29 protein-coding genes are annotated in these 25,935 nt (G+C 72.0%); 22 read left to right on the top strand and 7 right to left on the bottom strand.

Annotated features, from left to right (window positions below; translation table 11 throughout):
* The first annotated feature begins 39 nt into the window (after positions 1 to 39).
* The 9 genes from SH922_RS24195 (at position 40) to SH922_RS24235 (ending at position 9,348) form a co-directional block, all read left to right on the top strand.
* Positions 40 to 1,521, top strand: coding sequence for an MFS transporter (locus tag SH922_RS24195; protein WP_393059943.1), 1,482 nt, complete (start codon positions 40 to 42; stop codon positions 1,519 to 1,521).
* A gap of 118 nt (positions 1,522 to 1,639) precedes the next feature.
* Complete coding sequence (gene glmS, locus SH922_RS24200) at positions 1,640 to 3,487, top strand: glutamine--fructose-6-phosphate transaminase (isomerizing) (protein WP_393059944.1); 1,848 nt, start codon at positions 1,640 to 1,642, stop codon at positions 3,485 to 3,487.
* A gap of 28 nt (positions 3,488 to 3,515) precedes the next feature.
* On the top strand, positions 3,516 to 3,884 hold the full coding sequence (locus tag SH922_RS24205; protein ID WP_393059945.1) for a holo-ACP synthase: 369 nt from the start codon (positions 3,516 to 3,518) through the stop codon (positions 3,882 to 3,884).
* A 46-nt stretch (positions 3,885 to 3,930) separates the two neighbouring features.
* Positions 3,931 to 5,397, top strand: coding sequence for an NAD(P)H-hydrate dehydratase (locus SH922_RS24210; protein WP_393059946.1), 1,467 nt, complete (start codon positions 3,931 to 3,933; stop codon positions 5,395 to 5,397).
* 52 nt (positions 5,398 to 5,449) lie between these two features.
* Positions 5,450 to 5,836 carry a DUF488 domain-containing protein gene (locus SH922_RS24215; protein WP_393059947.1) on the top strand — a complete coding sequence of 129 codons (387 nt, stop codon included), beginning with the start codon at positions 5,450 to 5,452 and terminating at the stop codon, positions 5,834 to 5,836.
* Between the two features lie 82 nt (positions 5,837 to 5,918).
* On the top strand, positions 5,919 to 7,088 hold the full coding sequence (alr, locus tag SH922_RS24220; RefSeq protein ID WP_393059948.1) for an alanine racemase: 1,170 nt from the start codon (positions 5,919 to 5,921) through the stop codon (positions 7,086 to 7,088).
* A 125-nt stretch (positions 7,089 to 7,213) separates the two neighbouring features.
* Positions 7,214 to 8,434: an alpha/beta fold hydrolase gene (locus SH922_RS24225; protein ID WP_393059949.1), complete on the top strand. Its 1,221-nt coding sequence runs from the start codon at positions 7,214 to 7,216 to the stop codon at positions 8,432 to 8,434.
* A gap of 39 nt (positions 8,435 to 8,473) precedes the next feature.
* Complete coding sequence (tsaE, locus tag SH922_RS24230; protein WP_393059950.1) at positions 8,474 to 9,034, top strand: tRNA (adenosine(37)-N6)-threonylcarbamoyltransferase complex ATPase subunit type 1 TsaE; 561 nt, start codon at positions 8,474 to 8,476, stop codon at positions 9,032 to 9,034.
* Between the two features lie 140 nt (positions 9,035 to 9,174).
* On the top strand, positions 9,175 to 9,348 hold the full coding sequence (locus tag SH922_RS24235; RefSeq protein ID WP_393059951.1) for a hypothetical protein: 174 nt from the start codon (positions 9,175 to 9,177) through the stop codon (positions 9,346 to 9,348).
* Between the two features lie 115 nt (positions 9,349 to 9,463).
* On the opposite strand, the gene SH922_RS24240 is transcribed toward SH922_RS24235, so the two are convergent.
* Complete coding sequence (locus SH922_RS24240; protein WP_393063673.1) at positions 9,464 to 10,000, bottom strand: hypothetical protein; 537 nt, start codon at positions 9,998 to 10,000, stop codon at positions 9,464 to 9,466.
* A 195-nt stretch (positions 10,001 to 10,195) separates the two neighbouring features.
* Between SH922_RS24240 and tsaB the strand changes: the two genes are divergently transcribed.
* The 4 genes from tsaB to SH922_RS24260 are packed head-to-tail and all read left to right on the top strand — an operon-like array spanning position 10,196 to position 12,715.
* The gene (gene tsaB, locus SH922_RS24245) at positions 10,196 to 10,843 is read left to right on the top strand and encodes a tRNA (adenosine(37)-N6)-threonylcarbamoyltransferase complex dimerization subunit type 1 TsaB (RefSeq protein WP_393063674.1); all 648 of its coding nucleotides are present in this window, start codon (positions 10,196 to 10,198) and stop codon (positions 10,841 to 10,843) included.
* On the top strand, positions 10,840 to 11,331 hold the full coding sequence (gene rimI, locus SH922_RS24250; RefSeq protein ID WP_393059952.1) for a ribosomal protein S18-alanine N-acetyltransferase: 492 nt from the start codon (positions 10,840 to 10,842) through the stop codon (positions 11,329 to 11,331). The genes tsaB and rimI overlap by 4 nt, the downstream gene beginning before the upstream one ends.
* Positions 11,331 to 12,434 carry a tRNA (adenosine(37)-N6)-threonylcarbamoyltransferase complex transferase subunit TsaD gene (tsaD, locus tag SH922_RS24255; protein WP_393059953.1) on the top strand — a complete coding sequence of 368 codons (1,104 nt, stop codon included), beginning with the start codon at positions 11,331 to 11,333 and terminating at the stop codon, positions 12,432 to 12,434. Before rimI ends, tsaD begins: the two co-directional genes overlap by 1 nt.
* On the top strand, positions 12,431 to 12,715 hold the full coding sequence (locus SH922_RS24260) for a hypothetical protein (RefSeq protein ID WP_393059954.1): 285 nt from the start codon (positions 12,431 to 12,433) through the stop codon (positions 12,713 to 12,715). Before tsaD ends, SH922_RS24260 begins: the two co-directional genes overlap by 4 nt.
* Here the strand turns inward: SH922_RS24260 and SH922_RS24265 are convergent.
* Positions 12,660 to 12,962, bottom strand: a complete 303-nt coding sequence (locus SH922_RS24265) for a hypothetical protein (protein WP_393063838.1) — start codon at positions 12,960 to 12,962, stop codon at positions 12,660 to 12,662. The two genes, SH922_RS24260 and SH922_RS24265, sit on opposite strands and share 56 nt — an antisense overlap.
* Here SH922_RS24265 and SH922_RS24270 point away from each other — a divergent pair.
* From SH922_RS24270 to SH922_RS24290, 5 genes are all read left to right on the top strand, one after another.
* Positions 12,852 to 13,685 (top strand): MFS transporter, encoded by an 834-nt coding sequence (locus tag SH922_RS24270; protein WP_393059955.1) that lies wholly within the window; start codon positions 12,852 to 12,854, stop codon positions 13,683 to 13,685. The genes SH922_RS24265 and SH922_RS24270 overlap by 111 nt on opposite strands.
* A gap of 41 nt (positions 13,686 to 13,726) precedes the next feature.
* Complete coding sequence (locus SH922_RS24275) at positions 13,727 to 14,083, top strand: YciI family protein (RefSeq protein WP_393059956.1); 357 nt, start codon at positions 13,727 to 13,729, stop codon at positions 14,081 to 14,083.
* Positions 14,084 to 14,139: 56 nt separating this feature from the next.
* Positions 14,140 to 15,390 carry an RNA polymerase sigma factor gene (locus tag SH922_RS24280; protein ID WP_393059957.1) on the top strand — a complete coding sequence of 417 codons (1,251 nt, stop codon included), beginning with the start codon at positions 14,140 to 14,142 and terminating at the stop codon, positions 15,388 to 15,390.
* A 63-nt stretch (positions 15,391 to 15,453) separates the two neighbouring features.
* The gene (locus tag SH922_RS24285) at positions 15,454 to 15,924 is read left to right on the top strand and encodes a VOC family protein (RefSeq protein ID WP_393059958.1); all 471 of its coding nucleotides are present in this window, start codon (positions 15,454 to 15,456) and stop codon (positions 15,922 to 15,924) included.
* 53 nt (positions 15,925 to 15,977) lie between these two features.
* Positions 15,978 to 16,643: a hypothetical protein gene (locus SH922_RS24290; protein ID WP_393059959.1), complete on the top strand. Its 666-nt coding sequence runs from the start codon at positions 15,978 to 15,980 to the stop codon at positions 16,641 to 16,643.
* Between the two features lie 24 nt (positions 16,644 to 16,667).
* Here the strand turns inward: SH922_RS24290 and SH922_RS24295 are convergent, their stop codons facing one another.
* Positions 16,668 to 17,915: a methyltransferase domain-containing protein gene (locus SH922_RS24295; protein ID WP_393059960.1), complete on the bottom strand. Its 1,248-nt coding sequence runs from the start codon at positions 17,913 to 17,915 to the stop codon at positions 16,668 to 16,670.
* 96 nt (positions 17,916 to 18,011) lie between these two features.
* Between SH922_RS24295 and SH922_RS24300 the strand changes: the two genes are divergently transcribed.
* The 4 genes from SH922_RS24300 to groL all read left to right on the top strand — a co-directional run bounded on the left by SH922_RS24300 (position 18,012) and on the right by groL (position 21,649).
* Complete coding sequence (locus tag SH922_RS24300) at positions 18,012 to 19,025, top strand: polysaccharide deacetylase family protein (RefSeq protein WP_393059961.1); 1,014 nt, start codon at positions 18,012 to 18,014, stop codon at positions 19,023 to 19,025.
* On the top strand, positions 19,022 to 19,351 hold the full coding sequence (locus SH922_RS24305) for a hypothetical protein (protein WP_393059962.1): 330 nt from the start codon (positions 19,022 to 19,024) through the stop codon (positions 19,349 to 19,351). The genes SH922_RS24300 and SH922_RS24305 overlap by 4 nt, the downstream gene beginning before the upstream one ends.
* Positions 19,352 to 19,615: 264 nt before the next feature.
* Positions 19,616 to 19,924 (top strand): co-chaperone GroES, encoded by a 309-nt coding sequence (gene groES, locus SH922_RS24310; RefSeq protein ID WP_024490209.1) that lies wholly within the window; start codon positions 19,616 to 19,618, stop codon positions 19,922 to 19,924.
* 102 nt (positions 19,925 to 20,026) lie between these two features.
* Positions 20,027 to 21,649 carry a chaperonin GroEL gene (groL, locus tag SH922_RS24315; RefSeq protein ID WP_148020263.1) on the top strand — a complete coding sequence of 541 codons (1,623 nt, stop codon included), beginning with the start codon at positions 20,027 to 20,029 and terminating at the stop codon, positions 21,647 to 21,649.
* Between the two features lie 81 nt (positions 21,650 to 21,730).
* Here groL and SH922_RS24320 read toward each other — a convergent pair whose 3' ends face one another.
* Genes SH922_RS24320 through SH922_RS24335 form a run of 4 tightly spaced genes read right to left on the bottom strand, consistent with a single transcriptional unit; the run spans position 21,731 to position 25,868 of the window.
* Complete coding sequence (locus SH922_RS24320; RefSeq protein WP_393059963.1) at positions 21,731 to 22,759, bottom strand: hydroxyacid dehydrogenase; 1,029 nt, start codon at positions 22,757 to 22,759, stop codon at positions 21,731 to 21,733.
* A gap of 36 nt (positions 22,760 to 22,795) precedes the next feature.
* A complete protein-coding gene (locus SH922_RS24325) occupies positions 22,796 to 23,650 on the bottom strand; it encodes a carbohydrate ABC transporter permease (RefSeq protein ID WP_393059964.1) in 855 nt (284 codons plus the stop codon).
* Positions 23,647 to 24,540, bottom strand: coding sequence for a carbohydrate ABC transporter permease (locus tag SH922_RS24330; RefSeq protein WP_393059965.1), 894 nt, complete (start codon positions 24,538 to 24,540; stop codon positions 23,647 to 23,649). Before SH922_RS24330 ends, SH922_RS24325 begins: the two co-directional genes overlap by 4 nt.
* Positions 24,540 to 25,868 (bottom strand): ABC transporter substrate-binding protein, encoded by a 1,329-nt coding sequence (locus tag SH922_RS24335; RefSeq protein ID WP_393059966.1) that lies wholly within the window; start codon positions 25,866 to 25,868, stop codon positions 24,540 to 24,542. Before SH922_RS24335 ends, SH922_RS24330 begins: the two co-directional genes overlap by 1 nt.
* Positions 25,869 to 25,935 lie beyond the last annotated feature (67 nt).

Here is a 25,935-nt window from a genome sequence, read left to right on the forward strand (position 1 = left end):
GGCCACGCCGAAGCCGTACAGACGTACAGGGAGAAACACATGCGCAAGTGGGGGCCGCTCACCGCGGTCTGTCTGGGGACGTTCATGCTGCTGCTCGACGTCACGATCGTCATCGTGGCGTTGCCCGACATGGCGCGAGTGCTGGACGCGTCGCTCCCCGACCTGCAATGGGTCATCGACGGCTACGCGCTCGCGCTGGCCGCGCTGCTCCTCGGCATCGGGGCCGCCGCCGATCTGCTCGGGCGGCGCAAGGTCCATGTCGCGGGCGTCGGGCTCTTCGCCGTCGCCTCGCTGGCCTGCGGGCTCGCCTCGTCGCCCGCGCTGCTGGTGGCCGCGCGCGGGGTCCAGGGGGTGGGCGCCGCCGCGATGTTCGCGACCACGCTGCCGTTGCTCGCCTCCGTCTACCAGGGCAGGGAACGGTCCGTCGCGCTCGGGCTGTGGGGTGCGGTGAGCGGGGGCGCCGCCGCGATCGGGCCGGTGGCCGGCGGGCTGCTGACCGAGGGGCCGGGGTGGCGCTGGATCTTCTTCGTGAACCTTCCGGTCAGCGTCGCCGCCATCTGGCTGACGGCCCGGACCGTGCCCGAGTCGCGCGGGGCGCAGGGCCGGCGGATCGACTGGGCGGGGACCGTGAGCTTCGCGGTGTTCGCGGGGGCGGCGACGTACGCCGTCGTACGGGCGGGGAGCCTGGGATGGACGTCGGGGCGCACGCTCGCCACGTTCGGGATCGCGGCGCTCGCGCTGCTCTGCTTCGTGCTCGTCGAGCGGCGCGTCGAACACCCGCTGCTGGAGCTGTCGTTGTTCCGGAAGTCCGCGTTCACCGGCGTGATGGCCGGGGCGCTCGCGTACAACACGGCGGCCTTCGCCGTCCTGCCGTACACCTCGATCTGGCTGCAGACCGTGCTCGGGCTCAGCCCCGTCCAGGGCGGCCTGGCGCTCCTGCCGCTGGCCGCGACGGCCTTCGTGGTGGCGGCGGTCGGCGGGCGGCTGCTGCACGGGGTGCAGCCGAGGCTGGTCATCGGCGTCGGGCTCGCCCTGATCGGCGTCGGCACGCTCGGCCAGGCGGTCCTCGGCGCGGGCTCCTCATGGCCGGCGCTGCTGCCGGGGCTGATCGTCGCGGGCATCGGCACCGGGCTGGTGTCCCCGGCCCTCGCGGGCGCCGCGCTCGCGGCGGTGGAGCCGGAGCGCATGGGCATGGCGGGCGGCGCGGTCAACACCTTCCGGCAGCTCGGGTACGCCTTCGGGGTGGCGGTGTTCGGGACGGTGCTGACCTCGCGGATGGGGGAGACGCTGAGCGAGGGGCAGTCCCACGCCCTCGCGGGCGGCGGTGCGCCGGGGCTGCGGGCTGCGGGGGTGCCGGAGCATGCGCTGCGGGCGGCGTTCGCCTCGGGGCTGAACACTGCGGCCGTGGTGGCCGGGGTGGTGGGGATTGTCGCGGGGGTGGCGGTGCTGGTGCTGGTCAAGGGGGCACGGGAGGGTGCCGAGAGCCCGGTGCCGGCGGCGTTGCGGGTGCCCGCACGGTAGATGAGGGCCGAGCCCGACGGGCTCGACGTGCCCGACCGGCCTGGTTTGTGGGCTTGAAATAGTGGTTGCTTCTGCGACTATGCGAAGAACAGGGGCTGGTGACCAGGAAAGGACCACTATGTGCGGAATCGTGGGTTACGTCGGTGGGCAGTCGGCGCAGGACGTCGTCGTCGCCGGTCTCAAACGGCTGGAGTACCGGGGGTACGACTCCGCCGGGATCGCGATCCTCGCCGACGGGGGACTGGCCGCCGCCAAGAAGGCCGGGAAGCTCGTCAATCTGGAGAAGGTGCTGGTCGAGCGGCCGCTGCCGGCCGGCAGCGCCGGGATCGGGCACACCCGGTGGGCCACCCACGGCGGCCCCACCGATGCCAACGCCCACCCGCACCTCGACAACGCCGGACGCGTCGCCGTCGTCCACAACGGGATCATCGAGAACTTCGCCGCCCTGCGCGCCGAGCTCGGCCGGCGCGGCCACGACCTGCTCTCCGAGACCGACACCGAGGTCGTCGCCCACCTTCTCGCCGAGGCGTTCTCGCAGTGCGCGGACCCGGCGGAGGCGATGCGGCAGGTCAGCCGGCGCCTCGACGGGGCCTTCACGCTCGTCGCCGTGTTCGCGGACGCGCCCGACGTGGTGGTCGGGGCCCGGCGGAACTCGCCGCTCGTCGTCGGGGTGGGGGACGGCGAGGCCTTCCTCGCCTCCGACGTCGCCGCGTTCATCGCCCACACCCGCTCCGCGATCGAGCTCGGGCAGGACCAGGTGGTCGAGCTGCGGCGGGAGGGGGTCGTGGTCACCGGGTTCGACGGGGAGCCCGCCGAGGTGCGTGCGTACCACGTGGACTGGGACGCCTCCGCCGCCGAGAAGGGCGGCTACGCCTCCTTCATGCTCAAGGAGATCGCCGAACAGCCCAAGGCCGTCACCGACACCCTCCTCGGCCGGATCGACCCGGAAGGCACGCTCCACCTCGACGAGGTGCGGATCACGCGGGGTGAGCTCCGCGAGGTCGACAAGGTGGTGATCGTCGCCTGCGGGACCGCGTTCCACGCCGGGATGATCGCCAAGTACGCCATCGAGCACTGGACCCGGATCCCGTGCGAGACCGAGCTCGCCAGCGAGTTCCGCTACCGCGACCCGATCCTGGACCCGCACACCCTCGTCATCGCCATCTCGCAGTCCGGCGAGACCATGGACACCCTGATGGCGCTGCGGCACGCCCGCGAGCAGGGCGCGAAGGTCCTCGCCATCTGCAACACGAACGGGTCGACGATCCCGCGCGAGTCCGACGCCGTGCTCTACACGCACGCCGGTCCCGAGGTCGCCGTCGCCTCGACCAAGGCGTTCCTGACCCAGCTCGTCGCCTGCTACCTCGTCGCCCTCTACCTCGGCCAGGTCCGCGGGACCAAGTGGGGCGACGAGATCCGCACCGTCATCCGTCAGCTCTCCGAGATCTCCGGATCCGTCGAGCGGGTCCTGGGGACCATGGAGCCGGTACGCGCGCTGGCCCGGTCCCTGGCCTCGCACGACACCGTGCTCTTCCTCGGCCGGCACGTCGGCTATCCGGTCGCCCTGGAAGGCGCGTTGAAGCTCAAGGAGCTCGCGTACATGCACGCCGAGGGGTTCGCCGCCGGTGAGCTCAAGCACGGGCCGATCGCGCTCATCGAGGAAGGTCTGCCGGTCGTCGTCGTGGTGCCGTCCCCGGCCGGGCGCTCCGTGCTGCACGGCAAGATCGTGTCGAACATCCAGGAGATCCGGGCCCGCGGCGCCCTCACCATCGTCATCGCCGAGGAGGGCGACGAGGAGGTCGTTCCGTACGCCGACCACCTCATCCGGATCCCCGCAACGCCTACGCTACTTCAGCCGCTGGTCGCGACCGTGCCGTTGCAGGTCTTCGCCTGCGAGCTGGCGACGGCCCGCGGCAACGAGGTGGACCAGCCGCGCAACCTGGCGAAGTCCGTCACCGTGGAGTGAGCCGGCAGTCAACAGTGAGGGTGCGTACGTGATCATCGGGGTCGGGATCGATGTGGCGGAGATCGAGCGGTTCGACGCGGCGCTGGAGCGTACGCCACAGATGGCCCAACGTCTTTTCCTGGAGCAGGAGTTGCTGCTGCCCAGCGGTGAGCGGCGCGGAATCGCCTCGCTGGCCGCCCGGTTCGCCGCCAAGGAGGCCCTCGCCAAGGCGCTCGGCGCGCCAAGCGGACTGCTGTGGACCGACGCCGAGGTGTACGTGGAGGAGACCGGGCAGCCCCGGCTGCGGGTCCGGGGCACGGTTGCCGCGCGCGCCGCGGAACTGGGCGTACGGCAGTGGCACGTGTCGCTCAGCCATGACGCGGGGGTGGCCTCGGCGGTGGTGATCGCGGAGGGGTGAGCCCGTCCGCGTGCCGAGGGCGCGCTCCCGTGCGTACGTTGGAGCCATGCGTACTGCGTACAGCGTTCAGACCGTACGGGCCGCCGAACAGGCCCTGATGGCAAGGCTCCCGGAGGGCGCGCTGATGCAGCGCGCCGCGGCCGGACTCGCGGCGGCCTGCGCCGATCTGCTGCGGCGCGGCGGCCGGGTCTACGGCTCCCGGGTCGTCCTCCTCGTCGGCAGCGGCGACAACGGCGGCGACGCGCTGTACGCGGGGGCCAGGCTGGCGCGGCGCGGCGCGGGCGTCGTGGCCGTGCGCGTCTCGCCGGGCCGGGCCCACGAGGGCGGCGTCGCCGCGCTGATCGCGGCGGGCGGGCGGGTGATGGACGGCGGTGACGTGGCCCCGCACCGCGACTGGGGCGGGCACATCGACCTCGTCGTGGACGGCATCACCGGCATCGGCGGGCGCGGCGGACTGCGGCCGGACGCCGCCGCCGTGGTGGAGCACTACGCGGCGCACGGCGTGCCCGTCGTCGCCGTCGACCTGCCGAGCGGCGTCGAGGCCGACACCGGCGAGGTGCTGGGGGCCGCCGTGCGCGCGGACGCGACCGTCACCTTCGGGGCGTACAAACCGGCGCTGCTCGTCGACCCGGCCGCCGAACGGGCCGGGGCCCTGCACCTCGTCGACATCGGGCTCGGCGCCGAACTGCCGGACGTACCCGATCTGGAGGCGCTCCAGTACGCGGACGTCGCCGCGCTGCTGCCCGTGCCGGCCGCGGAGAGCGACAAGTACCGGCGCGGCGTCGTCGGCATCGTCGCCGGATCGGCGCGATACCCGGGGGCCGCGGTGCTGGCCGTCTCCGGGGCGCTGCGCGGCGGGGCGGGGGCCGTGCGCTACGTCGGGCCGGGGGCCGACGCCGTCATCGCGCGCCATCCGGAGACGCTGGTCCACGCCGGCCCGCCCTCCAAGGCCGGGCGCGTGCAGACGTGGGTGGTCGGGCCGGGGCTCGGCGACGGCACGGACGCCGTCGAGGCGGTCTCCGACGTGCTGGCCACGGACGTGCCCGTGCTCGTCGACGCCGACGGACTGCGGCTGCTGGACGCCGCCGTCGTGCGGGCGCGCACAGCGCCCACCGTCCTCACCCCGCACGCCGGGGAGGCCGCGGCGCTGCTCGGCGTCCCGCGCGAGGAGGTCGAGGCGGGGCGGCTCGCCGCCGTACGCGAACTCGCCTCACGGTTCCGTGCCACGGTCCTGCTCAAGGGGTCGACGACGCTGATCGCCACCGACACCCCGCACACGCCCGTGCGGGTCAACCCGACCGGCACCTCCTGGCTGGCCACCGCCGGCAGCGGCGACGTGCTCTCCGGGCTGACCGGCTCGCTGCTCGCCGCGGGCCTCGCCCCGCGCGACGCCGCGTCCGTCGGCGCCCACCTCCACGGCCTCGCCGCCCGGCACGCATCGGACGGCTCCCCGGTCGCCGCGCAGGACGTCGCGGAGGCGATCGCGGTGGCATGGCGGGACGTACGGGCCTGAGTGATGCTGGGACGGGTCACAGGGGGTGCGGCAGCGAAGGGAGTGGTCGGTCGTGGGCAGCGGCGGTGACGTGCGGGTACGGCGGGTGTACGACCCCCGGGAGGACGGCGACGGCATCCGTGTCCTCGTCGACCGGCTGTGGCCGCGCGGCGTGGCCAGGGAACGGGCCGCGATCGACCGGTGGCTCAAGGACCTCACCCCGTCGGACGAGTTGCGCTCCTGGTACCACGAGGACCGCTCCGAGACCCGGTACGACACCTTCGTGGACCGCTACCGCGCCGAGCTCGCCGACCCCGTGCACACCGCGGCCGTGGACGAGCTGACGGCGCTGGTCCGCGAGGGCGGTCCGGTGACACTGGTCACGGCGGTCAAGGACGTCCCGCACAGCCACGTCCCGGTCCTTGTCGACCATGTGGAACACGAGTTGCACCACCGCTGACGTGCGCGTCCACCGAAACGCCGCGCCCTGCCGCGGCCGCCGCCCGAGGGCTCTGCCGTACGCCTCTGAGACACTGGGCACGATGAACGAGACAGCGTCCTTGAGAGCCCGTGCCGAGATCGACCTCCCCGCACTCCGCGCCAACGTGCGCGTTCTGCGGGCCCGGGCGTCCGGGGCGCAACTCATGGCCGTGGTCAAGTCCGACGCGTACGGGCACGGCGCGGAGCGCTGCGCCCGCGCCGCGCTCGAAGCGGGCGCCACCTGGCTGGGCACCGCCACCCCGCACGAGGCGCTCGCCCTGCGCGCGGCCGGTCTCGGCGGCCGGGTGATGTGCTGGCTGTGGACGCCGGGCGGGCCCTGGCGCGAGGCGATCGAGGCCGACATCGACGTGTCGGTGAGCGGCATGTGGGCGCTGCGCGAGGTCACCGCGGCGGCAGCGGAGGCGGGCCGGCCCGCCCGTGTCCAGCTCAAGGCCGACACCGGCCTCGGACGCAACGGCTGCCAGCCCGCCGACTGGCCCGAACTGGTCGCCGCCGCCCGCACCGCCGAGCAGGCGGGCACCGTCCGCATCACCGGCCTCTGGTCCCACTTCGCCTGCGCGGACGAGCCCGGGCACCCGTCGATCACCGCCCAGCTGGACACCTTCCGCGACATGGTGGCGTACGCGGAGAAGGCGGGCGTCGAGCCCGAGGTACGGCACATCGCGAACTCCCCGGCGACGCTGACGGTCCCCGAGTCGCACTTCGACCTCGTGAGGACCGGGATCGCCATGTACGGCATCTCGCCCGCCCCCGAGCTCGGCACCCCCGCCGACTTCGGACTGCGTCCCGTGATGACGCTCGCCGCGTCCATCGCCCTGGTCAAGCGGGCGCCGGCCGGTCACGGCATCAGCTACGGGCACCACTACACGACGTCCGCGGAGACCACGCTCGGCCTGGTGCCGCTCGGTTACGCGGACGGCATTCCGCGCCACGCGTCGGGCCGCGGTCCAGTCCTGGTCGGCGGCGTCCGGCGGACGGTCGCGGGCCGGGTGGCCATGGACCAGTTCGTCGTCGACCTCCACGGGGACGAGCCGGCGGTGGGCAGCGACGCCGTGCTGTTCGGCCCGGGGGACCGGGGCGAGCCGAGCGCCGAGGACTGGGCGCAGGCGGCCGACACGATCGCGTACGAGATCGTCACCCGGATCGGCGGCCGGGTGCCGCGCGTCTACCGGGACGACGAAACGCCGGAGGGCCCCTCGGCCGGGTCCTGACCGAACAAGCGCCCCTGACCAGGCACGATCTGAGCACGCCGTGGGACGGCCGGACAAGATCGCGGGAGACCGGACCGGTCCTTCGGCCCGACGGACACGACACGACCGACGAGGAGCGCGGCACGGTGAGTGAGATCAGCGCGGTGGACGCGGTGGCGACGGCCGCTTCGGCGGCCGGCTGGCGCCGGGCGGGGATCGCCGGGGCCGCCATAGGTGTGATCGCCGCAGGCGCGGCGGCCGGGGTCGCGGTCGAGCGGCTGACGGTCGGCCGCGGCATGCGCAAGCGGGCGAGGCTGGCCCTGGACGCCACCGGACCGTACGGCTCGCTGCGCGGGCTGCCGGGCCGGGCGACGGCCGATGACGGCACCGAGCTGTACTACGAGATCGACGAGGTCGACCCGGGCAGCGGTACGGGCACGGGCGGCACGCCTCCCGGCTCCGCCGCCGGTCCGCGCAGGCGCCGTCTCTTCGGGCGCAAGGCCCCCGCCCCGGTGACGGTCGTCTTCAGCCACGGCTACTGCCTCAGCCAGGACTCCTGGCACTTCCAGCGGGCGGCCCTGCGCGGCATCGTGCGCACCGTCCACTGGGACCAGCGCAGCCACGGCCGCTCCGAGCGGGGCCGGGCGCAGGCACAGGGCGTGCACGTCGGCATCGACCAGCTCGGTCGCGACCTCAAGGCCGTGATCGACGCGGCCGCCCCCGAGGGTCCGCTGGTGCTGGTCGGGCACTCCATGGGCGGCATGACGATCATGGCGCTGGCCGACCAGTACCCGGCCCTGATGCGCGACCGGGTCGCCGCCGTCGCCTTCGTCGGCACGTCGAGCGGGAAGCTCGGCGAGGTCAACTTCGGGCTTCCGGTGGCGGGCGTGAACGCGGTGCGGCGGGTGCTGCCAGGCGTGCTGAAGGCGCTCGGCTCGCAGGCGGAACTGGTGGAGCGGGGGAGGCGGGCGACCGCGGATCTCTTCGCCGGGCTGATCAAGCGGTACTCGTTCGGCTCGCGGGACGTGGACCCGGCGGTCGAGCGGTTCGCCGAGCGGCTCATCGAGTCCACGCCGATCGACGTCGTCGCGGAGTTCTACCCGGCCTTCGCCGAGCACGACAAGAGCAATGCGCTGCCGCTGTTCCGGGACGTCCCGGTGCTGATCCTGGCGGGCGACAAGGACCTGGTGACGCCCAGCTCGCACAGCGAGGCGATCGCGGACCAGCTGCCCGACGCGGAGCTGGTCATCGTCCCGGACGCCGGGCACCTGGTGATGCTGGAGCACCCCGAGACGGTGACGGACCGGCTGGCGGACCTGTTGGTGCGGGCCGGAGCCGTACCGGAGTCCTCCGAGGCCCGTGGGTGAGGGCCGCGGCCGTACCCGAATCCTCTAACGTTGGCGGGCATGGAAGCACCGCACAACAGCCCGGCGGCTGAGGCCGCCGGATCCGCCGCGCACGACACCGTCACCGTGGCGCTGGCCGTCGAATCACCCGAACAGATGCAGGCCCTGGGCCGCCGGATCTCCGGTGTCCTGCGCCCCGGCGACCTGGTGATGCTCAGCGGCGAGCTCGGCGCCGGGAAGACGACCCTGACCCGTGGTCTCGGCGAGGGACTGGGCGTGCGTGGCGCCGTGACGTCCCCCACCTTCGTGATCGCCCGGGTCCACCCCTCGCTCGGTGACGGCCCGGCGCTCGTCCACGTCGACGCGTACCGCCTGGGTGGCGGGCTCGACGAGATGGAGGACCTGGACCTCGACGTGTCGCTGCCGGATTCGGTGGTGGTCGTCGAGTGGGGCGACGGCAAGGTCGAGGAGCTCTCCGACGACCGGCTCCAGGTGCTGATCGACCGCGCGGTCGGCGACACGGACGACGAACGGCGCGAGGTGACGCTCGTGGGCGTCGGCACACGGTGGGCGGGGCTGCGGGCGGAGTCCTGGGCCCCGTGGGACGTGGCGGGGGTCTGAGAGGCTGTCGACCGGGTCCCGTTTCCGACAGGGTGTCGGCAAATTGTTGCGCGGGGCGGTGCGGGCGTGGTGACATGGAGGGCGAGAGCAGGTTAGGTCTGCCTAACCGTGCCTTCCACCCGGAGCCCGAGGAGGCGTCCATGCCGACATCCGAGCGTGACGTGCAGCCGCCGCGGGCGGTATCGATGAGAGACCTGCTCGCCGCCGGGGCGGCGGCCGACGCGGTCTCCACCCCACCGGTCGAGCCGCGCCCGCGCGGCGCGGCTCCCACGCCACGAGCGGGCAAGCCCTCGGGTACCGGGCGGGCAGCCTGAACCCCCCTGCGGGCGGGCCGGCCGGGCTTGATTCCCACGGCACGGCTGCAAGAGACCGGCCGGGCTTGACGGGCCAGAGCCCGCTCTCTATCCGGCCTGATCCAAACGAAAGACCCTAGGGGACGACGACGACCTTCGCGCCCACCGTCGCGAACCTCCACACCACGTCGCCGTCCGCACGGGACATCCGTACGCCGCCCGCCTTCAGTGTCGGGTCCGGGCTCTCCATCGAGCCGTCCTGGGCGGCGCTGAAGCCGATGGCCACGTCGTTGTTGGTCGCGAACCGGACCACGTGCTCGATCGGCACCCCGTCCGAGCCCGTGACGCTGCCGGAGCGCGAACTCACCCGGTAGGTGCCCGGCAGTGCGCTCACCGCGCTCGGCATCACCTTGAAGGTCCGGGTCGACTTGTTCTTCGCGTTCACCAGCCACACCCGGCGGTCACCCAGCGCGTACACCACGCGCATGCCCGTGCCGGACGCGGCGGGAACGGCGAGCGGGTTCTTCTTCGGCTTCGCCTTGGCGTGCCCGCCCGTGGCCGGTGCGCTGCTGGACGCCTTCGGCGTGACGGCGAGGTTGTCGGGGACGTTCGCCGATGCCTGGTAGGCCAGGAAGCCGACCACGGCGACGGCCGCCGCGGTGAGTGCGGCCACGATTCCCGAGCTGCCCCTAGCCACCGTTCGCGCCTCTTTCGCCGTTGCAGTCCGTTGTAAGTCGTACAAGCGTTTACACGTACTCCGCGTATACCCGGTGACGGTAGCACCGGAGCACCCCCGCACCGGGACGCCGTACGGGGCGCAGTGCCGCCCTCGGAGGAGCCGTAGGCTGTTTAGGTGCTCTTGCTCGCTATGGATACCGCCACCCCCGCCGTCACCGTCGCCCTGCACGACGGGACCCGCGTCGTCGCCGAGTCCGGTCAGATCGACGCCCGGAGGCACGGGGAGCTGCTGCTGCCCGCCGTCGACCGGGTCCTCGCCGAGGCCGGTGTGACGCTCGACGCCGTGACGGACGTGGTCGTGGGCGTCGGCCCCGGTCCGTACACCGGGCTGCGGGTCGGCCTGGTGACAGCGGCGACGTTCGGCTCGGCGCTGTCCGTGCCCGTGCACGGGCTGTGCACCCTGGACGCCCTCGCGTACGCCGCGGGGCAGGCCGGGGTGGAGGGCCCGTTCGCCGTCGCGACGGACGCCCGCCGCAAGGAGGTGTACTGGGCGCGGTACGAGGACCCCCGCACCCGGACCGGTGAACCCGCCGTCGACCGGCCCGCCGACATCGCCGAGCAGCTCGCGGGCCTCCCCGTCGCCGGGGCGGGCGCGGTGCTCTACCCGGACGCGTTCCCGGACGCACGCGGCCCCGAGCACGTCGCCGCCGGTGCGATGGCCGCCCTCGCCGTCGAACGCCTCGCCGCGGGTGGCGAACTGCTGCCGCCGCAGCCGCTCTACCTGCGCAGGCCCGACGCGCAGGTCCCGAAGAACTACAAGGTGGTCACGCCGAAGTGACCGCCACGACCGCAGTGCTGCGCGAGATGCGCTGGTGGGACATCGACCCGGTGCTCGACCTGGAGCACGAGCTGTTCCCGGACGACGCCTGGTCGGCCGGCATGTTCTGGTCCGAACTGGCGCATGCACGCGGACCGCAGGCCACCCGCCGCTATGTGGTCGCCGAGGACCCGGTCACCGGCCGGATCGTCGGATACGCGGGCCTCGCCGCGGCCGGCGACCTCGCCGACGTGCAGACGATCGGCGTCACTCGCGGCCACTGGGGCGGCGGGCTCGGCTCCGAGCTCCTGACCGACCTGCTGAAGCACGCCACGGCCTTCGAGTGCGCCGAGGTGCTTCTGGAGGTCCGGGTCGACAACACCCGGGCACAGAAGCTGTACGAGCGCTTCGGCTTCGAACCGATCGGCTTCCGCCGCGGCTACTACCAGCCGGGCAACATCGACGCACTCGTCATGCGCCTCCACGTACAAGAAAACGAGACTGACTGATGGCTGACGAACCGCTCGTACTCGGTATCGAGACCTCCTGCGACGAGACCGGCGTCGGCATCGTCCGAGGGACGACACTGCTCGCCGACGCCGTCGCGTCCAGCGTCGACACGCACGCCCGTTTCGGCGGCGTCGTGCCCGAGATCGCCTCCCGCGCGCATCTGGAGGCGATGGTCCCCACGATCGAGCGCGCCCTGAAGGAGGCCGGTGTCACCGGCCGCGACCTCGACGGCATCTCCGTCACCGCGGGACCCGGACTCGCCGGCGCCCTGCTCGTCGGCGTCTCGGCGGCGAAGGCGTACGCGTACGCGCTGAACAAGCCGCTGTACGGCGTGAACCACCTCGCCTCGCACATCTGCGTCGACCAGCTGGAGCACGGCCCGCTGCCCGAGCCGACGATGGCGCTGCTGGTCAGCGGCGGTCACTCCTCGCTGCTGCTCGCCCCCGACATCACCAACGACGTGCGGCCCCTCGGAGCGACCATCGACGACGCGGCCGGCGAGGCCTTCGACAAGATCGCCCGGGTACTGCAGCTCGGTTTCCCCGGCGGTCCCGTCATCGACCGTCTCGCGAAGGAGGGCGACCCGAAGGCCATAGCGTTCCCGCGCGGCCTGAGCGGCTCGCGCGACCCCGCGTACGACTTCTCCTTCTCCGGTCTGAAGACCTCTGTCGCCCGCTGGATCGAGGCGAAGCGCGCCGCGGGCGAGGAGGTGCCGGTACGGGACGTGGCGGCGTCCTTCCAGGAGGCCGTGGTGGACGTGCTCACGCGAAAGGCCGTCCGTGCCTGCAAGGACGAGGGCGTCGACCACCTGATGATCGGTGGCGGTGTCGCGGCCAACTCGCGGCTTCGGGCGCTCGCCCAGGAGCGGTGCGAGCGGGCCGGTATCCGGCTGCGCGTGCCGCGCCCCGGGCTGTGCACCGACAACGGGGCCATGGTCGCCGCGCTGGGCGCGGAGATGGTGGCCCGCAACCGGCCCGCCTCCGACCTGGAGCTCTCGGCGGACTCCTCGCTGCCGGTCACCGAGACCCACGTACCGGGCGCGGACCACACCCACACGCACGACCACGTGCACGAGATCAGCAAGGACAACCTGTACTCATGAGCGGGAACGGCACCACCGTCGCGCTGATGTGGGAGGCCCGGGCCACCGAGGGCCGGGGCGCGGAGCTGCTGGAGTGGGCGCGCGCCCGCACCGGCGAGCTGGCGCGGCCCCCGCTGCGCAGCGAGCTGCTGCGCGCCCCGCAGGACCGTGTCCTGGTCATCACCTGGTGGCGGGGCGCGTACGGCGACGAGCTGCCGGAGCTGCCCGAGCCGGACGCGGAGGCCGTCACCCGGCCGGTGCACCGCTGGCGCTTCGAGTCCCTCGGGCCAGCAGACCGGTGATGATCGCGTCGAGTTCGCCGGCCACCTCGTAGTCGGCGGCGTACGCCCGCCAGTCGTCCTTGATCGCGGTGAGGCGGGGCAGCTCCGCCGCGTCCTCGGCGGTGACCATCTCGGGGAAGTACCGGGTGGACGGCGGGTGCCCGGCGCGGCGGGCGGCGGCCCTGCGGAAGACCAGGTCGCCGTAGACGTAGCTCCAGATCGTCCGGTAGGCCCGTACCGCCTGCCCGGGGGAGAGGCCGCAGGCCATCGCGCAGTCGATGATGTCTGCCTGCTGCTCAGCTCGGGGCAGTTCGCCGCGTTCTACTTCGTCTCGCTCTGCCTGCAGCAGGTGCTCGGCTACGGCCCGACCGCGGCCGGAGTCGCCTTCCTGCCGTTCAGCGCGGGCGTGGTCGTGGGCTCGGTGATCGCCACCCGTACGGTCGCGGCGCTCGGCACCCGGCGGCTGCTGGCGATCGGCGGCGCGCTGGCCGCTCTCGGTATCGCCGGATTCGCGGTCACCGCCGGTACGGACGGCACCTTCCTCACGTTCGTCCTCGGCCCGTCCGTGGTCTCCGCCATCGGTATCGGCATGTGCTTCGTCCCGCTCGGCACCGCGGCCACGACCGATGTCGCCCCCGGGGAGACCGGCATGGCCTCCGGGCTGCTGAACAGCTCCCGGCAGGTGGGCGGCTCGCTGGGACTCGCGGTCCTGGTGACGGTCGCCGCGCAGGTCAGCGGGGACTCGAACCGCCCGGCCGACCTGGTCTCCGGATACGCGACGGCGTTCTGGGCCGCTGCCGGACTGCTCGCGGCGGGGGCGTCGGCGGCCCTGGTGATCCTCCCGGACACGCGGAGGACCGGGCGGGCGGACACCTCCGGAACAGCCCCGGCCGCCGCGCCGACGGCGGTCCCGGTGGCCGGTCCGGAAGATTCTGCGAAGAATTCCGTGGGGACTGTCGATCCGGCCGTGTCCCGTTCGACGCAAGGGTGAGAGGCAGGGAAAGCCCCCGCCCTCCCGACCGAGGAGTCACCATGCCGCGCTTCATGTCGCTCATCCGCATCGACGAGCAGGCCGCCGCCGGGTTCGAGCCCGACCCCGACTTCGAGAAGCGCATGGGCGCCCTGTTCGAGGAGATCACCAAGGCGGGCGTGATGCTGGAGACGGCCGGCCTCACCCCGACAGCCCAGGGCACCCGCGTCCACTGGTCCGGCGGCAAGCTCAGCTGCACCGACGGACCCTTCACCGAGACCAAGGAAGTCGTCGGCGGGTACGCCATCCTCCAGTGCAAGGACAAGGACGAGGCACTGGAATGGACCAAGCGGTTCCTGCAGTGCCACCCGGACAGCTGGAGCGTCACCTCCGAGATCCGGGCCATCGACGAAGCCTGACCGGCACGGCCGGTCGCGCTTGCCCGGGTACCGGGTGGCTGCTCTGATGGGTGGCCGTGACGGCAGCGAGCGCGGTTGAAGCGGTGTTCAGGATCGAGTCCGCGCGGATCATCGCCGGTGTCGCCCGGATCGTCCGGGACGTGGGCATCGCCGAGGAACTCGCGCAGGACGCCCTGGTCGCCGCGCTGGAACAGTGGCCGGAGTCGGGCGTCCCGGACAACCCGGGAGCCTGGCTCATGGCCACGGCCAGGCACCGCGCGATCGATCTCGTACGCCGCCGCGAGACGTACGCCCGCAAGCTGGCGGAGATGGGCCGCGACCTGGACACCGTCTCCGGCGAACCGGACCCGGGCGCCGCGGACCCGGACCGCATCGACGACGACCTGCTGCGGCTGATCTTCACCTCCTGCCATCCGGTGCTCTCCACCGACGCCCGGATCGCCCTCACCCTGCGCCTCCTGGGCGGCCTCACCACCGAGGAGATCGCCCGCGCCTTCCTCACCACCGAGCCGGCCGTCGCACAGAGGATCGTCCGCGCCAAGCGGACACTCGGGCGGGCCGGAGTTCCCTTCGAGGTGCCGTACGGCCCCGAGCGCGCCGCCCGGCTCGGATCGGTGCTCGAAGTCATCTACCTCGTCTTCAACGAGGGCTACGCCGCGACCGCCGGCGACGACTGGCTGCGCCCCGGGCTCTGCGAGGACGCCCTGCGCCTGGCCCGGGTGCTGGCCGGGCTGATGCCCCGGGAGCCCGAGGTCCATGGGCTGGCGGCCCTGCTGGAGCTGCAGGCCTCGCGCACCGCCGCCAGGACCGGGCCGGACGGTGCCCCGGTGCTGCTCGCCGACCAGAACCGGGCCCGCTGGGACCGGCTGCTGATCCGCCGCGGCTTCGCGGCCCTGCTCCGGGCGAGCGAGACGGCTGCGGAGGCGGGGCAGCCCCTGGGGCCGTACACCCTCCAGTCCGCCATCGCCGCCTGCCACGCCCGGGCGGTGCGTTACGAGGACACCGACTGGGCCGCCATCGTCGCGCTGTACGACCGGCTCGCCGCCCTGACCCCGTCACCGGTCGTCGGGCTCAACCGCGCCGTCGCCGTCTCCATGGCCGAGGGCCCGGCCGCCGGCCTCGTGCTCGTCGAGGCCCTGGCCGCCGACCCCGCGCTCAGGGGTTACCACTTGCTGCCGAGCGTCCGCGGGGATCTGCTGGAGCGGATGGGGCGTACGGACGAGGCACACGCCGAGTTCGTACGGGCGGCGGAACTGACCCGCAACGAACGGGAACGGGCGCTGCTCCTGGGCCGGGCCGGCCGATGAGTTCCGGGCCCGGCTCCGGTCTACCCTGCACGGCATTTCGCACCACCGAGTGAGGAGAAGACCATGCAGAAGGTCACCACGTTCCTGTGGTTCGACAAAAACCAGGCCAAGGAGGCGGCGGACCACTACATCTCCGTCATCGGCGGCGACTCGCGCGTCCTGGACGTGACCCGCTGGACCGCGGCCTCACCGGGCGAGGAAGGCTCGGTGATGACCGTACGGTTCCAGCTGGACGGCGCCGAGTACATCGCGTTCGACGGCGGCCCCGAGTTCCCCTTCAGCGAGGCCGTCTCCCTCTCCGTCGAGTGCGCGTCGCAGGAGGAGGCGGACCAGCTGTGGGACAAGCTCACCGCTGACGGCGGTCAGGAGAGCCAGTGCGGCTGGCTCAAGGACAGGTTCGGCGTCTCGTGGCAGATCATCCCGCCCGGCCTCGGTGAGGCCCTGACCGATCCGGACCCGGACAAGGCGGCCCGCGCCATGAAGGCGATGCTCGGCATGAAGCGGCTCGACATCGAGGCCCTGCGCAACGCCTGACATGTGAACACTCGGGCGCGGGGCGGCGTCCGGCGCTCGGTAAGGTCTGGCCCATGTCCGCTCGTTCAGCGCTTCCGCCGCCCCCGCCGCCCGTGGAGATACGCACCTGGCCCGACCGGGGGGCGCTGCTCGCCGACCGGGCCTTCATCCTGGGCGCGTTGGTGAAGATGCACATCGGGCCCGGACGGCTCGGGCTGTTGTGGATGTGGGGAGCCCTGGGTGCGCTCGGCTGGGCGCTGATCGGCACCGCGTTCGTCACCTTCGAGCAGTCGTACGACATCTTCAGCTCATTCTTCGGCGTGGTCATGCTGGCCATGGGCGCCTGCTGCCTGGTGCCGGCGATCATCCTCGTCGTCATCGGCCTGCGCCGGGACCGGCGGATCCGCCGACTGCTCGTGCAGTGGGGCGCGTTGGACCGCGATCCGGCGAGCGACGCCGCGCTCCGGCTGCCTGGTGCGAGCCTGGCCTGGCTGCTGGGCTCCTTCGCGCTCTGCGCCGCCGGACTGTACGCCTGCTTCGCGGTGCCTGCGGGTGCGGTCAGGGGAGACGACACCTACGGCCTGATGGCCCTGGTGATGGGCCTCGGGTTCATCGGCTGGCTCATCGGCCTCGTCGGCATCACCAAGGCTTTCTGGCACCGGCGTTGGGTCCTGCGGACGATGGCCGGTGCGGCCGCGCCCGAGCCCCTGATCTCCTTCGGCGGCGGCGCCCACCGCTGACCCCGGACCGGAGGCCGGCCGCAGTCACCCGCGGACGGCCTCCGGGCCGGTCACGGGACGGCCGACCAGCATCGTCGGCGCGTCCGCTACCCGGGTCAGGAAGACGGTCGCCGCGTTCGGGCCCTGGAGCTTCATCTTCCTGCGCAGTTCCTCCGGTTCGACCGCCGAGCCGCGCTTCTTGACCGTGAGGACGCCGACCTTCCGCTCCCGCAGCAGCGCCTTCAGCCGCTTCATGTTGAACGGGAGTTGATCGGTGATCTCGTAGCCGGCGGTGTACGGGGAGTCGTACAGCTCGTCGCTCGTGACGTACGCGATCATCTCGTCGAACAGCCGTCCGTGGCACCGCTCCACGATGTCGGCGACCAGATGCGCCCGGATCACCGCGCCGTCAGGCTCGTACAGATAGCGCCCCACCGGACCGACCGGCGGGGCGGGCAGCGCGGCCGGGGCGGACAGGGTGGCGCCCGACGGGAGCAGGGTCGCGCGGTACGAACCGGCCTCGAAGCCCTCGCCGAACCAGAGCACCGCCTCCTTCACGTCGCCGCCGTCCGAGATCCACTCGGCCTCCGCCTGCGGCCCGATCGCCTCGTGCGGGACGCCCGGGGCGATCTTCAGCGCGGCCCTGGGCGCCTTCAGCGCGGCCGCCGTCGCCCAGGACAGGGGCGGGGAGTACGCCTCCGGGTCGAAGATCCGGCCGCGTCCGCCCCGGCGGGCCGGGTCGACGAAGACCGCGTCGTAGGGCGAGGTGTCGATCTCCGTGACGTCGGCGCACCGCACCTCGATCAGTGCGTCCAGGCCGAGCGCGGCGGCGTTCGCGCGAGCCACTTCGGCGGTCAGCGGGTCGCGGTCCACGGCGAGCACGGAGATCCCGGCCCGGGCCAGGGCGATCGCGTCGCCGCCGATCCCGCAGCAGAGGTCGGCGACGCTGCGCACCCCGGCGTCCGCGAACCGGCGGGCGCGGTAGCCGGCCACCGAGGTGCGGGTCGCCTGCTCGACCCCGTTCGGCGTGAAGAACATCCGGTGTGCGTCCTCGGCGCCGAACTTCGCCACCGCCCGCTGTCGCAGCCGGGCCTGCCCCAGCGCCGCCGAGACGAGGCCGGCCGGGTGGCTGCGGCGCAGCCGGGTGGCGGTGGCCAGTTCGGTGGCGGGGTCGTACGACCGCAGCCCGGCCAGCAGCCCGGCGCCCTCGGGGGTGCGCAGGGCCAGGAAGGCGGCGAGGGGGTCGGGGGCGTCGGACGGGCCGGTCGGGGCGAGAGCGTTCACCCGCCCCATTGTGGGCCAGTCGGCTGCGCGCCAGCCGGGGGACCGTGCGGGGCGGGCGCTGTGTCGGGCCGGATGCCCGATCCCGGGCTGGCAGGATGCGGCGCCATGCAGCCAGTACGACAAAAGGAAGAATTCGACATGAAGAGGCGCAGACCGGGTGCGATGTCGGACGGGCAGGGGCGCGACAGGCGCGGGCAGGGGCACCTGAGGCGCCGGCCGGGCTACGCGGTCCTCGCCGCGCTCCTGGTCGCCGCCGTCGGCTCGGGCTGCGCGGCCGAGACCGGTGATCGTGCCCCGGCCGATCCGGGGCAAGCGTCCGCGGCCGGGGCCGGGCAGCAGGGCGGCCCTCCGGCGGGAATGGCGGGCTCCGTCGCGGCGCAGGCGGAGAAGGCGCGCCGCGCCCAGGCCGCACGGGCCGTCGCCGCCAAGAAGTGGGGCCTGGCGAGCACCCCGCTGGCTCCGCCGGCACCGCCCGCCGCGAAGCCGCGCATCACCACCCGCAAGGGCTTCGAGGTCGAGGGCGGGGACGCGCTGCCGCCGGTCTTCACCGCGGTCCCCACCAAGGAGAAGATCGTCTTCCTGACGATGGACGACGGGGACGACAAGGACCCCGAGCTGCTGCGGATGATGTCGGAGCTGAGCATCCCGTACAGCGCCTTCCTCAGCGACTACCTGGTGCGCGACGACTACGGGTACTTCAAGGAGGCCCAGGCCCGCGGTGTCGTCCTCGGCAACCACACGCTGAACCACCGTTACATGCCGGGCCTCTCCTCCGAGGAGCAGAAGCGGGAGATCTGCGACCAGCAGGACATCATCGAGCAGCAGTACGGCGAGCGCCCCCGGCTCTTCCGGCCGCCGTACGGCAACTACAACGGCGACACCCTGCGGATCGCCAAGTCCTGCGGCATCACGGCCGTGCCCCTGTGGGCGGCGGAGGCGTTCCCCGACCACATGGAGTGGCGGGAGAAGGACCAGGACCTGCACCCCGGCGACATCATCCTCACGCACTTCCGCGGCAAGAAGGACTGGAAGGGCAGCATGCCCGACCTGATCCGGTCCGTCATGAAGGTCATCACGGACAAGGGATACGCGGTGGCCCGGCTGGAGGACTACGTATGAGAAGGGCGCACCGGCTGCTGGCCGGACTGCTGACCGCCGGTGCGCTCCTGACCGTCACCGCCGGCTGCGCGCAGTCGGTGGACCCGATCGAGCGGCTGGGCCGGAAGGCGGCGCAGCGGATGAACCCGTCGCCGAGCGCCCCGGAGGCGCGGCCCGCGGCGGTGCGCGGTGATCACGGGGCGCCGGGGGCGATGGTCGTCATCGCCTGCGGCCGCCCCGCGGCGGCCGGGGGATCCCGGGTGCGTCCGCCGTTCCGCTGGTGGCCGGAGCGGCCGGGGTCGCACGACGGGGCGGCAGTGGATGCGGGGTGCCGCCGGCGCACCTGACGTGCGGAACGGTCCGGGCACTCGTGGCGTTCTCCCTGTGCCGGGCGGCTTCCGGCGGAGGACGGCCGGACGCCACGAGGGGCGTGAATTGGCACTCCGCTTGACCGAGTGCTAATCGCGGTCATAGTCTCAGTGCTGGCACTCCCCACTGGAGAGTGCCAGCAGTACTGTGCGACCGGCAGGTCCGGCACCCGCGACGACGGGCCCACCTGGTCGCCACCCAAAGACTGATAACCCCGTGAGATCTCCGAAGGGGGAGACCGGATCGTGTCGACCAGCACCAAGGTTGCGATCAAGCCGCTCGAGGACCGCATTGTGGTCCAGCCGCTCGACGCCGAGCAGACCACGGCCTCCGGCCTGGTCATTCCGGACACTGCCAAGGAGAAGCCCCAGGAGGGCGTCGTCCTGGCCGTGGGCCCGGGCCGCTTCGAGAACGGCGAGCGCCTTCCGCTCGACGTCAAGACCGGCGATGTCGTGCTGTACAGCAAGTACGGCGGCACCGAGGTGAAGTACAACGGCGAGGAGTACCTCGTCCTCTCGGCTCGCGACGTGCTCGCGATCATCGAGAAGTAATTCACCCACGTTTGCTTCTGTTCTGCGCCCCTGGCCCCCTGCGAAATAACTAGCCGGGCGGCGAGGGGCGCAGTTCTTGTTTTGAGAGGACAGTTCAGCTCCATGGCGAAGATCCTGAAGTTCGACGAGGACGCCCGTCGCGCCCTCGAGCGCGGCGTCAACAAGCTTGCCGACACGGTCAAGGTGACGATCGGCCCCAAGGGCCGCAACGTCGTCATCGACAAGAAGTTCGGTGCGCCCACCATCACCAACGACGGTGTCACCATCGCGCGCGAGGTCGAGCTGGACGACCCGTACGAGAACCTCGGTGCCCAGCTGGTGAAGGAGGTGGCGACCAAGACCAACGACGTAGCCGGTGACGGTACGACCACCGCCACCGTCCTGGCCCAGGCGCTGGTCCGCGAGGGCCTGCGCAACGTGGCCGCGGGCGCGTCCCCGGCCGCCCTGAAGAAGGGCATCGACGCCGCGGTCAAGGCCGTGTCCGAGGAGCTCCTCGCGACCGCCCGCCCGATCGAGGACAAGTCCGACATCGCCGCCGTGGCCGCGCTCTCCGCGCAGGACACCCAGGTCGGCGAGCTCATCGCGGACGCGATGGACAAGGTCGGCAAGGACGGTGTCATCACCGTCGAGGAGTCCAACACCTTCGGTCTGGACCTCGACTTCACCGAGGGCATGGCCTTCGACAAGGGCTACCTGTCCCCGTACATGGTGACCGACCAGGAGCGTATGGAGGCCGTCCTCGACGACCCGTACATCCTGATCCACCAGGGCAAGATCGGCTCGATCCAGGAGCTGCTGCCGCTCCTGGAGAAGGTCATCCAGGCCGGTGCCTCCAAGCCGCTGCTGATCATCGCCGAGGACGTCGAGGGCGAGGCCCTGTCGACCCTGGTCGTCAACAAGATCCGTGGCACCTTCAACGCCGTCGCGGTGAAGGCCCCGGGCTTCGGTGACCGCCGCAAGGCCATGCTCGGCGACATCGCCACCCTCACCGGTGCGACCGTCATCGCCGAGGAGGTCGGCCTCAAGCTCGACCAGGCCGGTCTGGACGTGCTGGGCACCGCCCGCCGCGTGACCGTCTCCAAGGACGACACCACCATCGTCGACGGTGGCGGCAAGTCCGACGAGGTCGCCGGCCGCGTCAACCAGATCAAGGCCGAGATCGAGTCCACGGACTCCGACTGGGACCGCGAGAAGCTCCAGGAGCGCCTGGCGAAGCTGGCCGGCGGGGTCTGCGTGATCCGCGTCGGTGCGGCCACCGAGGTGGAGCTCAAGGAGAAGAAGCACCGTCTGGAGGACGCCATCTCCGCGACCCGCGCCGCGGTCGAGGAGGGCATCGTCTCCGGTGGTGGCTCCGCTCTGGTCCACGCCGTCAAGGTCCTCGAGGGCAACCTCGGCAAGACCGGCGACGAGGCCACCGGTGTCGCGGTCGTGCGCCGCGCCGCCGTCGAGCCGCTCCGCTGGATCGCGGAGAACGCGGGCCTCGAGGGCTACGTCATCACCTCGAAGGTCTCCGAGCTCGACAAGGGTCAGGGCTTCAACGCCGCGACCGGCGAGTACGGCGACCTGGTGAAGGCCGGCGTCATCGACCCGGTCAAGGTCACCCGCTCCGCGCTGGAGAACGCCGCGTCCATCGCGTCGCTGCTGCTCACGACCGAGACCCTGGTCGTCGAGAAGCCGGCCGAGGAAGAGGCCGAGGCCGGTCACGGTCACGGCCACTCGCACTAGCGTGTAGCTGCCCCGCGCAAGCGGTGAGGCCCGGCACCCCGTGAGGGGTGCCGGGCCTTTTGCGTGTTCGAGACCCGGGGGTCACGCCGAGCGTGACAACGCGTCCCCGTACACCGGGTCCGCGAAAGGCCGGCCGCTCGCGAACCGTTCCAGCTCGTCCAGCGCCTGGTCAGCCATCCGGTGCAGCTCGTTGCCCAGCGACCCCGCGACATGTGGAGTCAGCAGTACGTTCGGCAGTTCGTACAGCGGTGAGGACGCCCGCGGCAGGTCGGGGTCCGTCACGTCCAGGACCGCGTGCAGCCGCCCGCTCGTCAGCTCGGGTAGCAGCGCGTCCTCGTCGACCAGCGAGCCGCGCGCCGTGTTGATCAGCGTCGCGCCCGCCGGCATCGCGGCCAGCTGGGCGGCGCCGATGAGATGACGCGTCTCCGGCAGCTGCGGGGCGTGCACCGAGACGACGGAGCTGCTCGCGCACAGGTCGTCGAGCGAGGTGAGGCGGACACCCAGTCGCGCCGCTCCCTCCTCGCTGACGTAGGGGTCGTACAGCAGGACGTCGAGATCGAAGGGGCGCAGCAGCTCGATCACCCGCCGGCCGATGCGGGAGGCGCCGACGATCCCCACCGTGCGGCGGTAGTTGCCGGTGCCGTGCAGCTCCGCGAGCCAGTCGTGGCCGGTGCGCAGGGCGCGGTAGCGCTGCGCGGAACCCAGGACCTGCTTGCCCGCGAAGAGGATCGCGGCGAGGGTGAACTCGGCCACCGGCAGCGCGTTGGCCCCGGCCGCGGAGGTGACGGCGATGCCCCGTTCCCAGCAGGCGTCGGTGATGTGGTGCTTCACGGACCCGGCCGCATGCACCACCGCACGCAGCCGCGGGGCGGCGGCCAGCACCGGCGCGGTGAGCGGCGTCGCGCCCCAGCAGGTGAGGAGCACGTCGGCCTCGGCGAGCGCGGCCGCCACCTCGGGCGTCGGATCGGCCAGGTCATGGGCGACGAGACGGGTGTCCGTACGGGTGAGCTCGGCCAGCCGGGTGTGGTGACGTTCGGCGAGGAGGCGTCCGGCGATGCCGGGACCCATCGCGAGCAGGGCCCGGGGCCGGTTGTCAGTGGCGTGCTGCATGGGGGAACTCGTACTCCTCGGGGCTCGCGTGGACGGTCACTTGACGCTTCCGGCGGTCAGTCCCGCCTTCCAGTGCCGCTGCAGGGAGACGAAGGCGACGATCAGCGGGATGACGGCGAGCAGGGAGCCGGTGACGACGAGGGGGTAGAAGCTCGGTTCGCCATGGGTGTTGGTGTTCCACGAGTACAGACCGAGGCTCAGCGGGAAGAGCTTGCGGTCCGAGAGCATCACGAGGGGGAGGAAGAAGTTGTTCCAGATCGCGGTGAACTGGAAGAGGAAGACGGTCACGAAGCCCGGCATGACCATGGGCAGCCCCACGGACCAGAAGATCCGCAGCTCACCCGCCCCGTCGATACGGGCTGCCTCCAGCGCCTCGTTCGGTATGTAGCCCGAGCTGAACACCCGGGCGAGATACACGCCGAACGGGTTGACCAGCACCGGGATCAGCACCGACCAGTAGGTGTTGACCAGGCCGGTCCTGGACGCCAGCAGATACATCGGCAGGGCGAGCGCGGTGGTGGGGACCAGCACACCCATCAGCACCAGGCCGAACAGCTGCTCCTTGCCCCGGAATTCGTACTTGTCGAAGGCGTATCCCGCGGCCACGCAGATCAGCGAGCAGACGATCGCCCCGCCGCCCGCGTACAGAAGGCTGTTGAGGTACCAGCGGAAGTAGATGCCGTCGCCGTAGGCGGCGAGGTTCGACAGGTTCTCGCCGAGGTTGAAGCCGTCGAAGGAGAACGCGTTGCCGGCGAGCAGGTCTCCGGTGTCCTTCGTGGCGGCGGTGACCAGCCAGACGAGCGGGAAGAGCATGTAGACGACGGCGAGCAGCAGGAAGCCGTTGACGGCTGTCTTCGACATCCAGCGGCCGCGGGAGGCGGGGGAACTCATGCTTTCTTGCCCTTCCGGCCGGTGAAGCGGGTGACGACGAAGGACAGCAGCGCGGCCGTGAGCGCCAGCAGGATGGAGGCGGCCGCGGCGAGCCCGTAGTCGTTGCGCTCGAAGGCCGCGGTGTACGCGTACATGTTCGGCGTCCAGGTGGAGGTGACGGCGGAGCCGGTCCCCTTGTTGAGGATCAGCGGCTCGGTGAACAGCTGGAGCGAGCCGATGACGGTGAACAGCGCGACCATCACCACGGAGGCGCGGATCAGCGGGACCTTGATGGCGATCGCGGTCCGCCAGGCGCCCGCCCCGTCGACCGTGGCCGCTTCGAGTACGGAGCGGTCGATGGCCTGCAACGCGGCGTAGAAGATCACCATGTTGTAGCCGAGCCACTCCCACAGCGCGATGTTGACGACGGAGGGCAGGGCCCCTTCGGGCGAGAAGAAGTCGAATCCGATGCCGCCGGACTCCATGGCGCTGACCACCGGGCTGAGCTGCGGGGTGTAGAGGTACACCCAGATCAGCGCGGCGATGATGCCGGGCACGGCGTGCGGCAGGAACAGCGCGAGCTGGAAGAACCGGCGGGCGCGGGCCAGCGTGGAGTCCAGCAGCAGCGCGAGGGCGAGGGCTCCGACGAGGAGCAGCGGGATGTAGAAGAGGCAGTATCCGAGGAGTACGCCGAAGCCCTCGCGGAACGCCCGGTCGCCCAGGGCCGCCGTGTAGTTGTCGAGTCCGCTGAAGACGGTCTCGGTGCCGCCGAAGCCCAGGCCGGACTGCTTCTCGGTGAACAGGCTGAGCCAGACCGCGTATCCGATCGGCAGCACCATCGCCAGCGTGAACAGTACGAAGAAGGGCCCCAGCAGGATGGCGGCGGCTCTGGTCGTCCGGGCGCGCTTCATCAGCCTGCGTCCTCGACCTTCAGACCGCGCTTCTTCAGCTCGGCGACGGTGGCGTCTTGCCCGGCCTCCACGGCGTCCTTGATCGTGGTTCCGCCGCTCGCGACCTTGCCGAACTGGTCCTTCATCGTGGTGTTCGTGGTCCCGGTCGTCGGGCCCCAGCTCCAGTTCGGGCCGATGGACGTCGCGGCGTCCTCGAACACCTGGTAGATGTCCTCGCCGCCGTAGAAGTCCGCGTCGAACGCCTTCTTCGCGACCGGGCGCAGGGACGCCGCGGCCGGGAAGGCGCTCGACGTGCCGGACTCGATGCGGGCCTTGATGCCTTCCGGGGTGGTCGACATCCAGGTGGCGAACTCGACCGCCGCCTTCGCCTTCTTGCTGGTCTTCGTCACCGCGAAGGTGGAGCCGCCGAGCATGCCGCTGGCCGGCTTCCCGTCCCAACTGGGCATCGGGGCGACGGCCCACTTGCCGCTCTGCTCGGGCAGCGTGCCCTTGAGGACGCCCGCGCCCCAGGCCGCGCCGAGGTAGCCGACGGTGCCGCCGTTCTTGAGGGAGTTGGTCCACTCGGGGCTGAAGGAGGCGTTGGCGCGGATCAGGTCGTCGTCGAGCAGACCCTGCCAGTAGTCGGCGACCTTGTTGGTCGCGGCGTCGGTGGTGTTGACCTTCCAGGTGTCACCCTCGGGCTTGTACCACTGGGCGCCGGCCTGCCAGGCCATCGCCTGGAACGTGGTCGGGTCGTCGGGGAAGAACGTACCGATCCGGGCCTTCTTGTCGGCCTTCTTGACCTTCACCGCGGCCTTGCGGAAGTCGTCCCAGGTCTTGGGGACTTCGACGCCGTACTTCTCGAACAGGTCCTTGCGGTAGTAGAACGACTGCGGCGAGGCGTCGAAGGGGACGGCCCAGTTCTTGCCGCCGAGTGTCGTCAGCTCCACCGCCTGGGGCAGCAGCTTCTTCCTGATGTCCTCGGTGAAGTACTGGCCGATGTCCTGGAGGGCGCCCTGGCTGACGTACTCCGGAAGCTGCGGGTACTCGATGGAGACCAGGTCGGGGGCGTTGCCCGCCTTCACGGCGTTGGAGATCTTGGCGTAGCCGCCCGCGTTGCCGGACGGGATCTCCTCGTACACCACCTTGATGTTCTTGTGGGAGGCGTTGAACGCGTCAACGACCTCCTTGGACCCCTTGGTCCAGCCCCAGAAGGTGATGCTGACGGGCTTGCCGTCACTTCCGGCGGCGGAACTGTCGTCTCCGCTGCCGCCACAGGCCGTGAGAACGGCGAGGGCGGTGGCGGCGCCGACTACGGCGAGGGACGTTCTGCTCGAACTGCGGCTCACAGCGAGGCTCCTGAACAGGCGGCGACATTGGCGTTGGCCGTGATCCTTGAACCAGCCGTGACCGAAG

This window comes from Streptomyces sp. LN549 (assembly GCF_043203805.1).
Classification (GTDB): domain Bacteria; phylum Actinomycetota; class Actinomycetes; order Streptomycetales; family Streptomycetaceae; genus Streptomyces.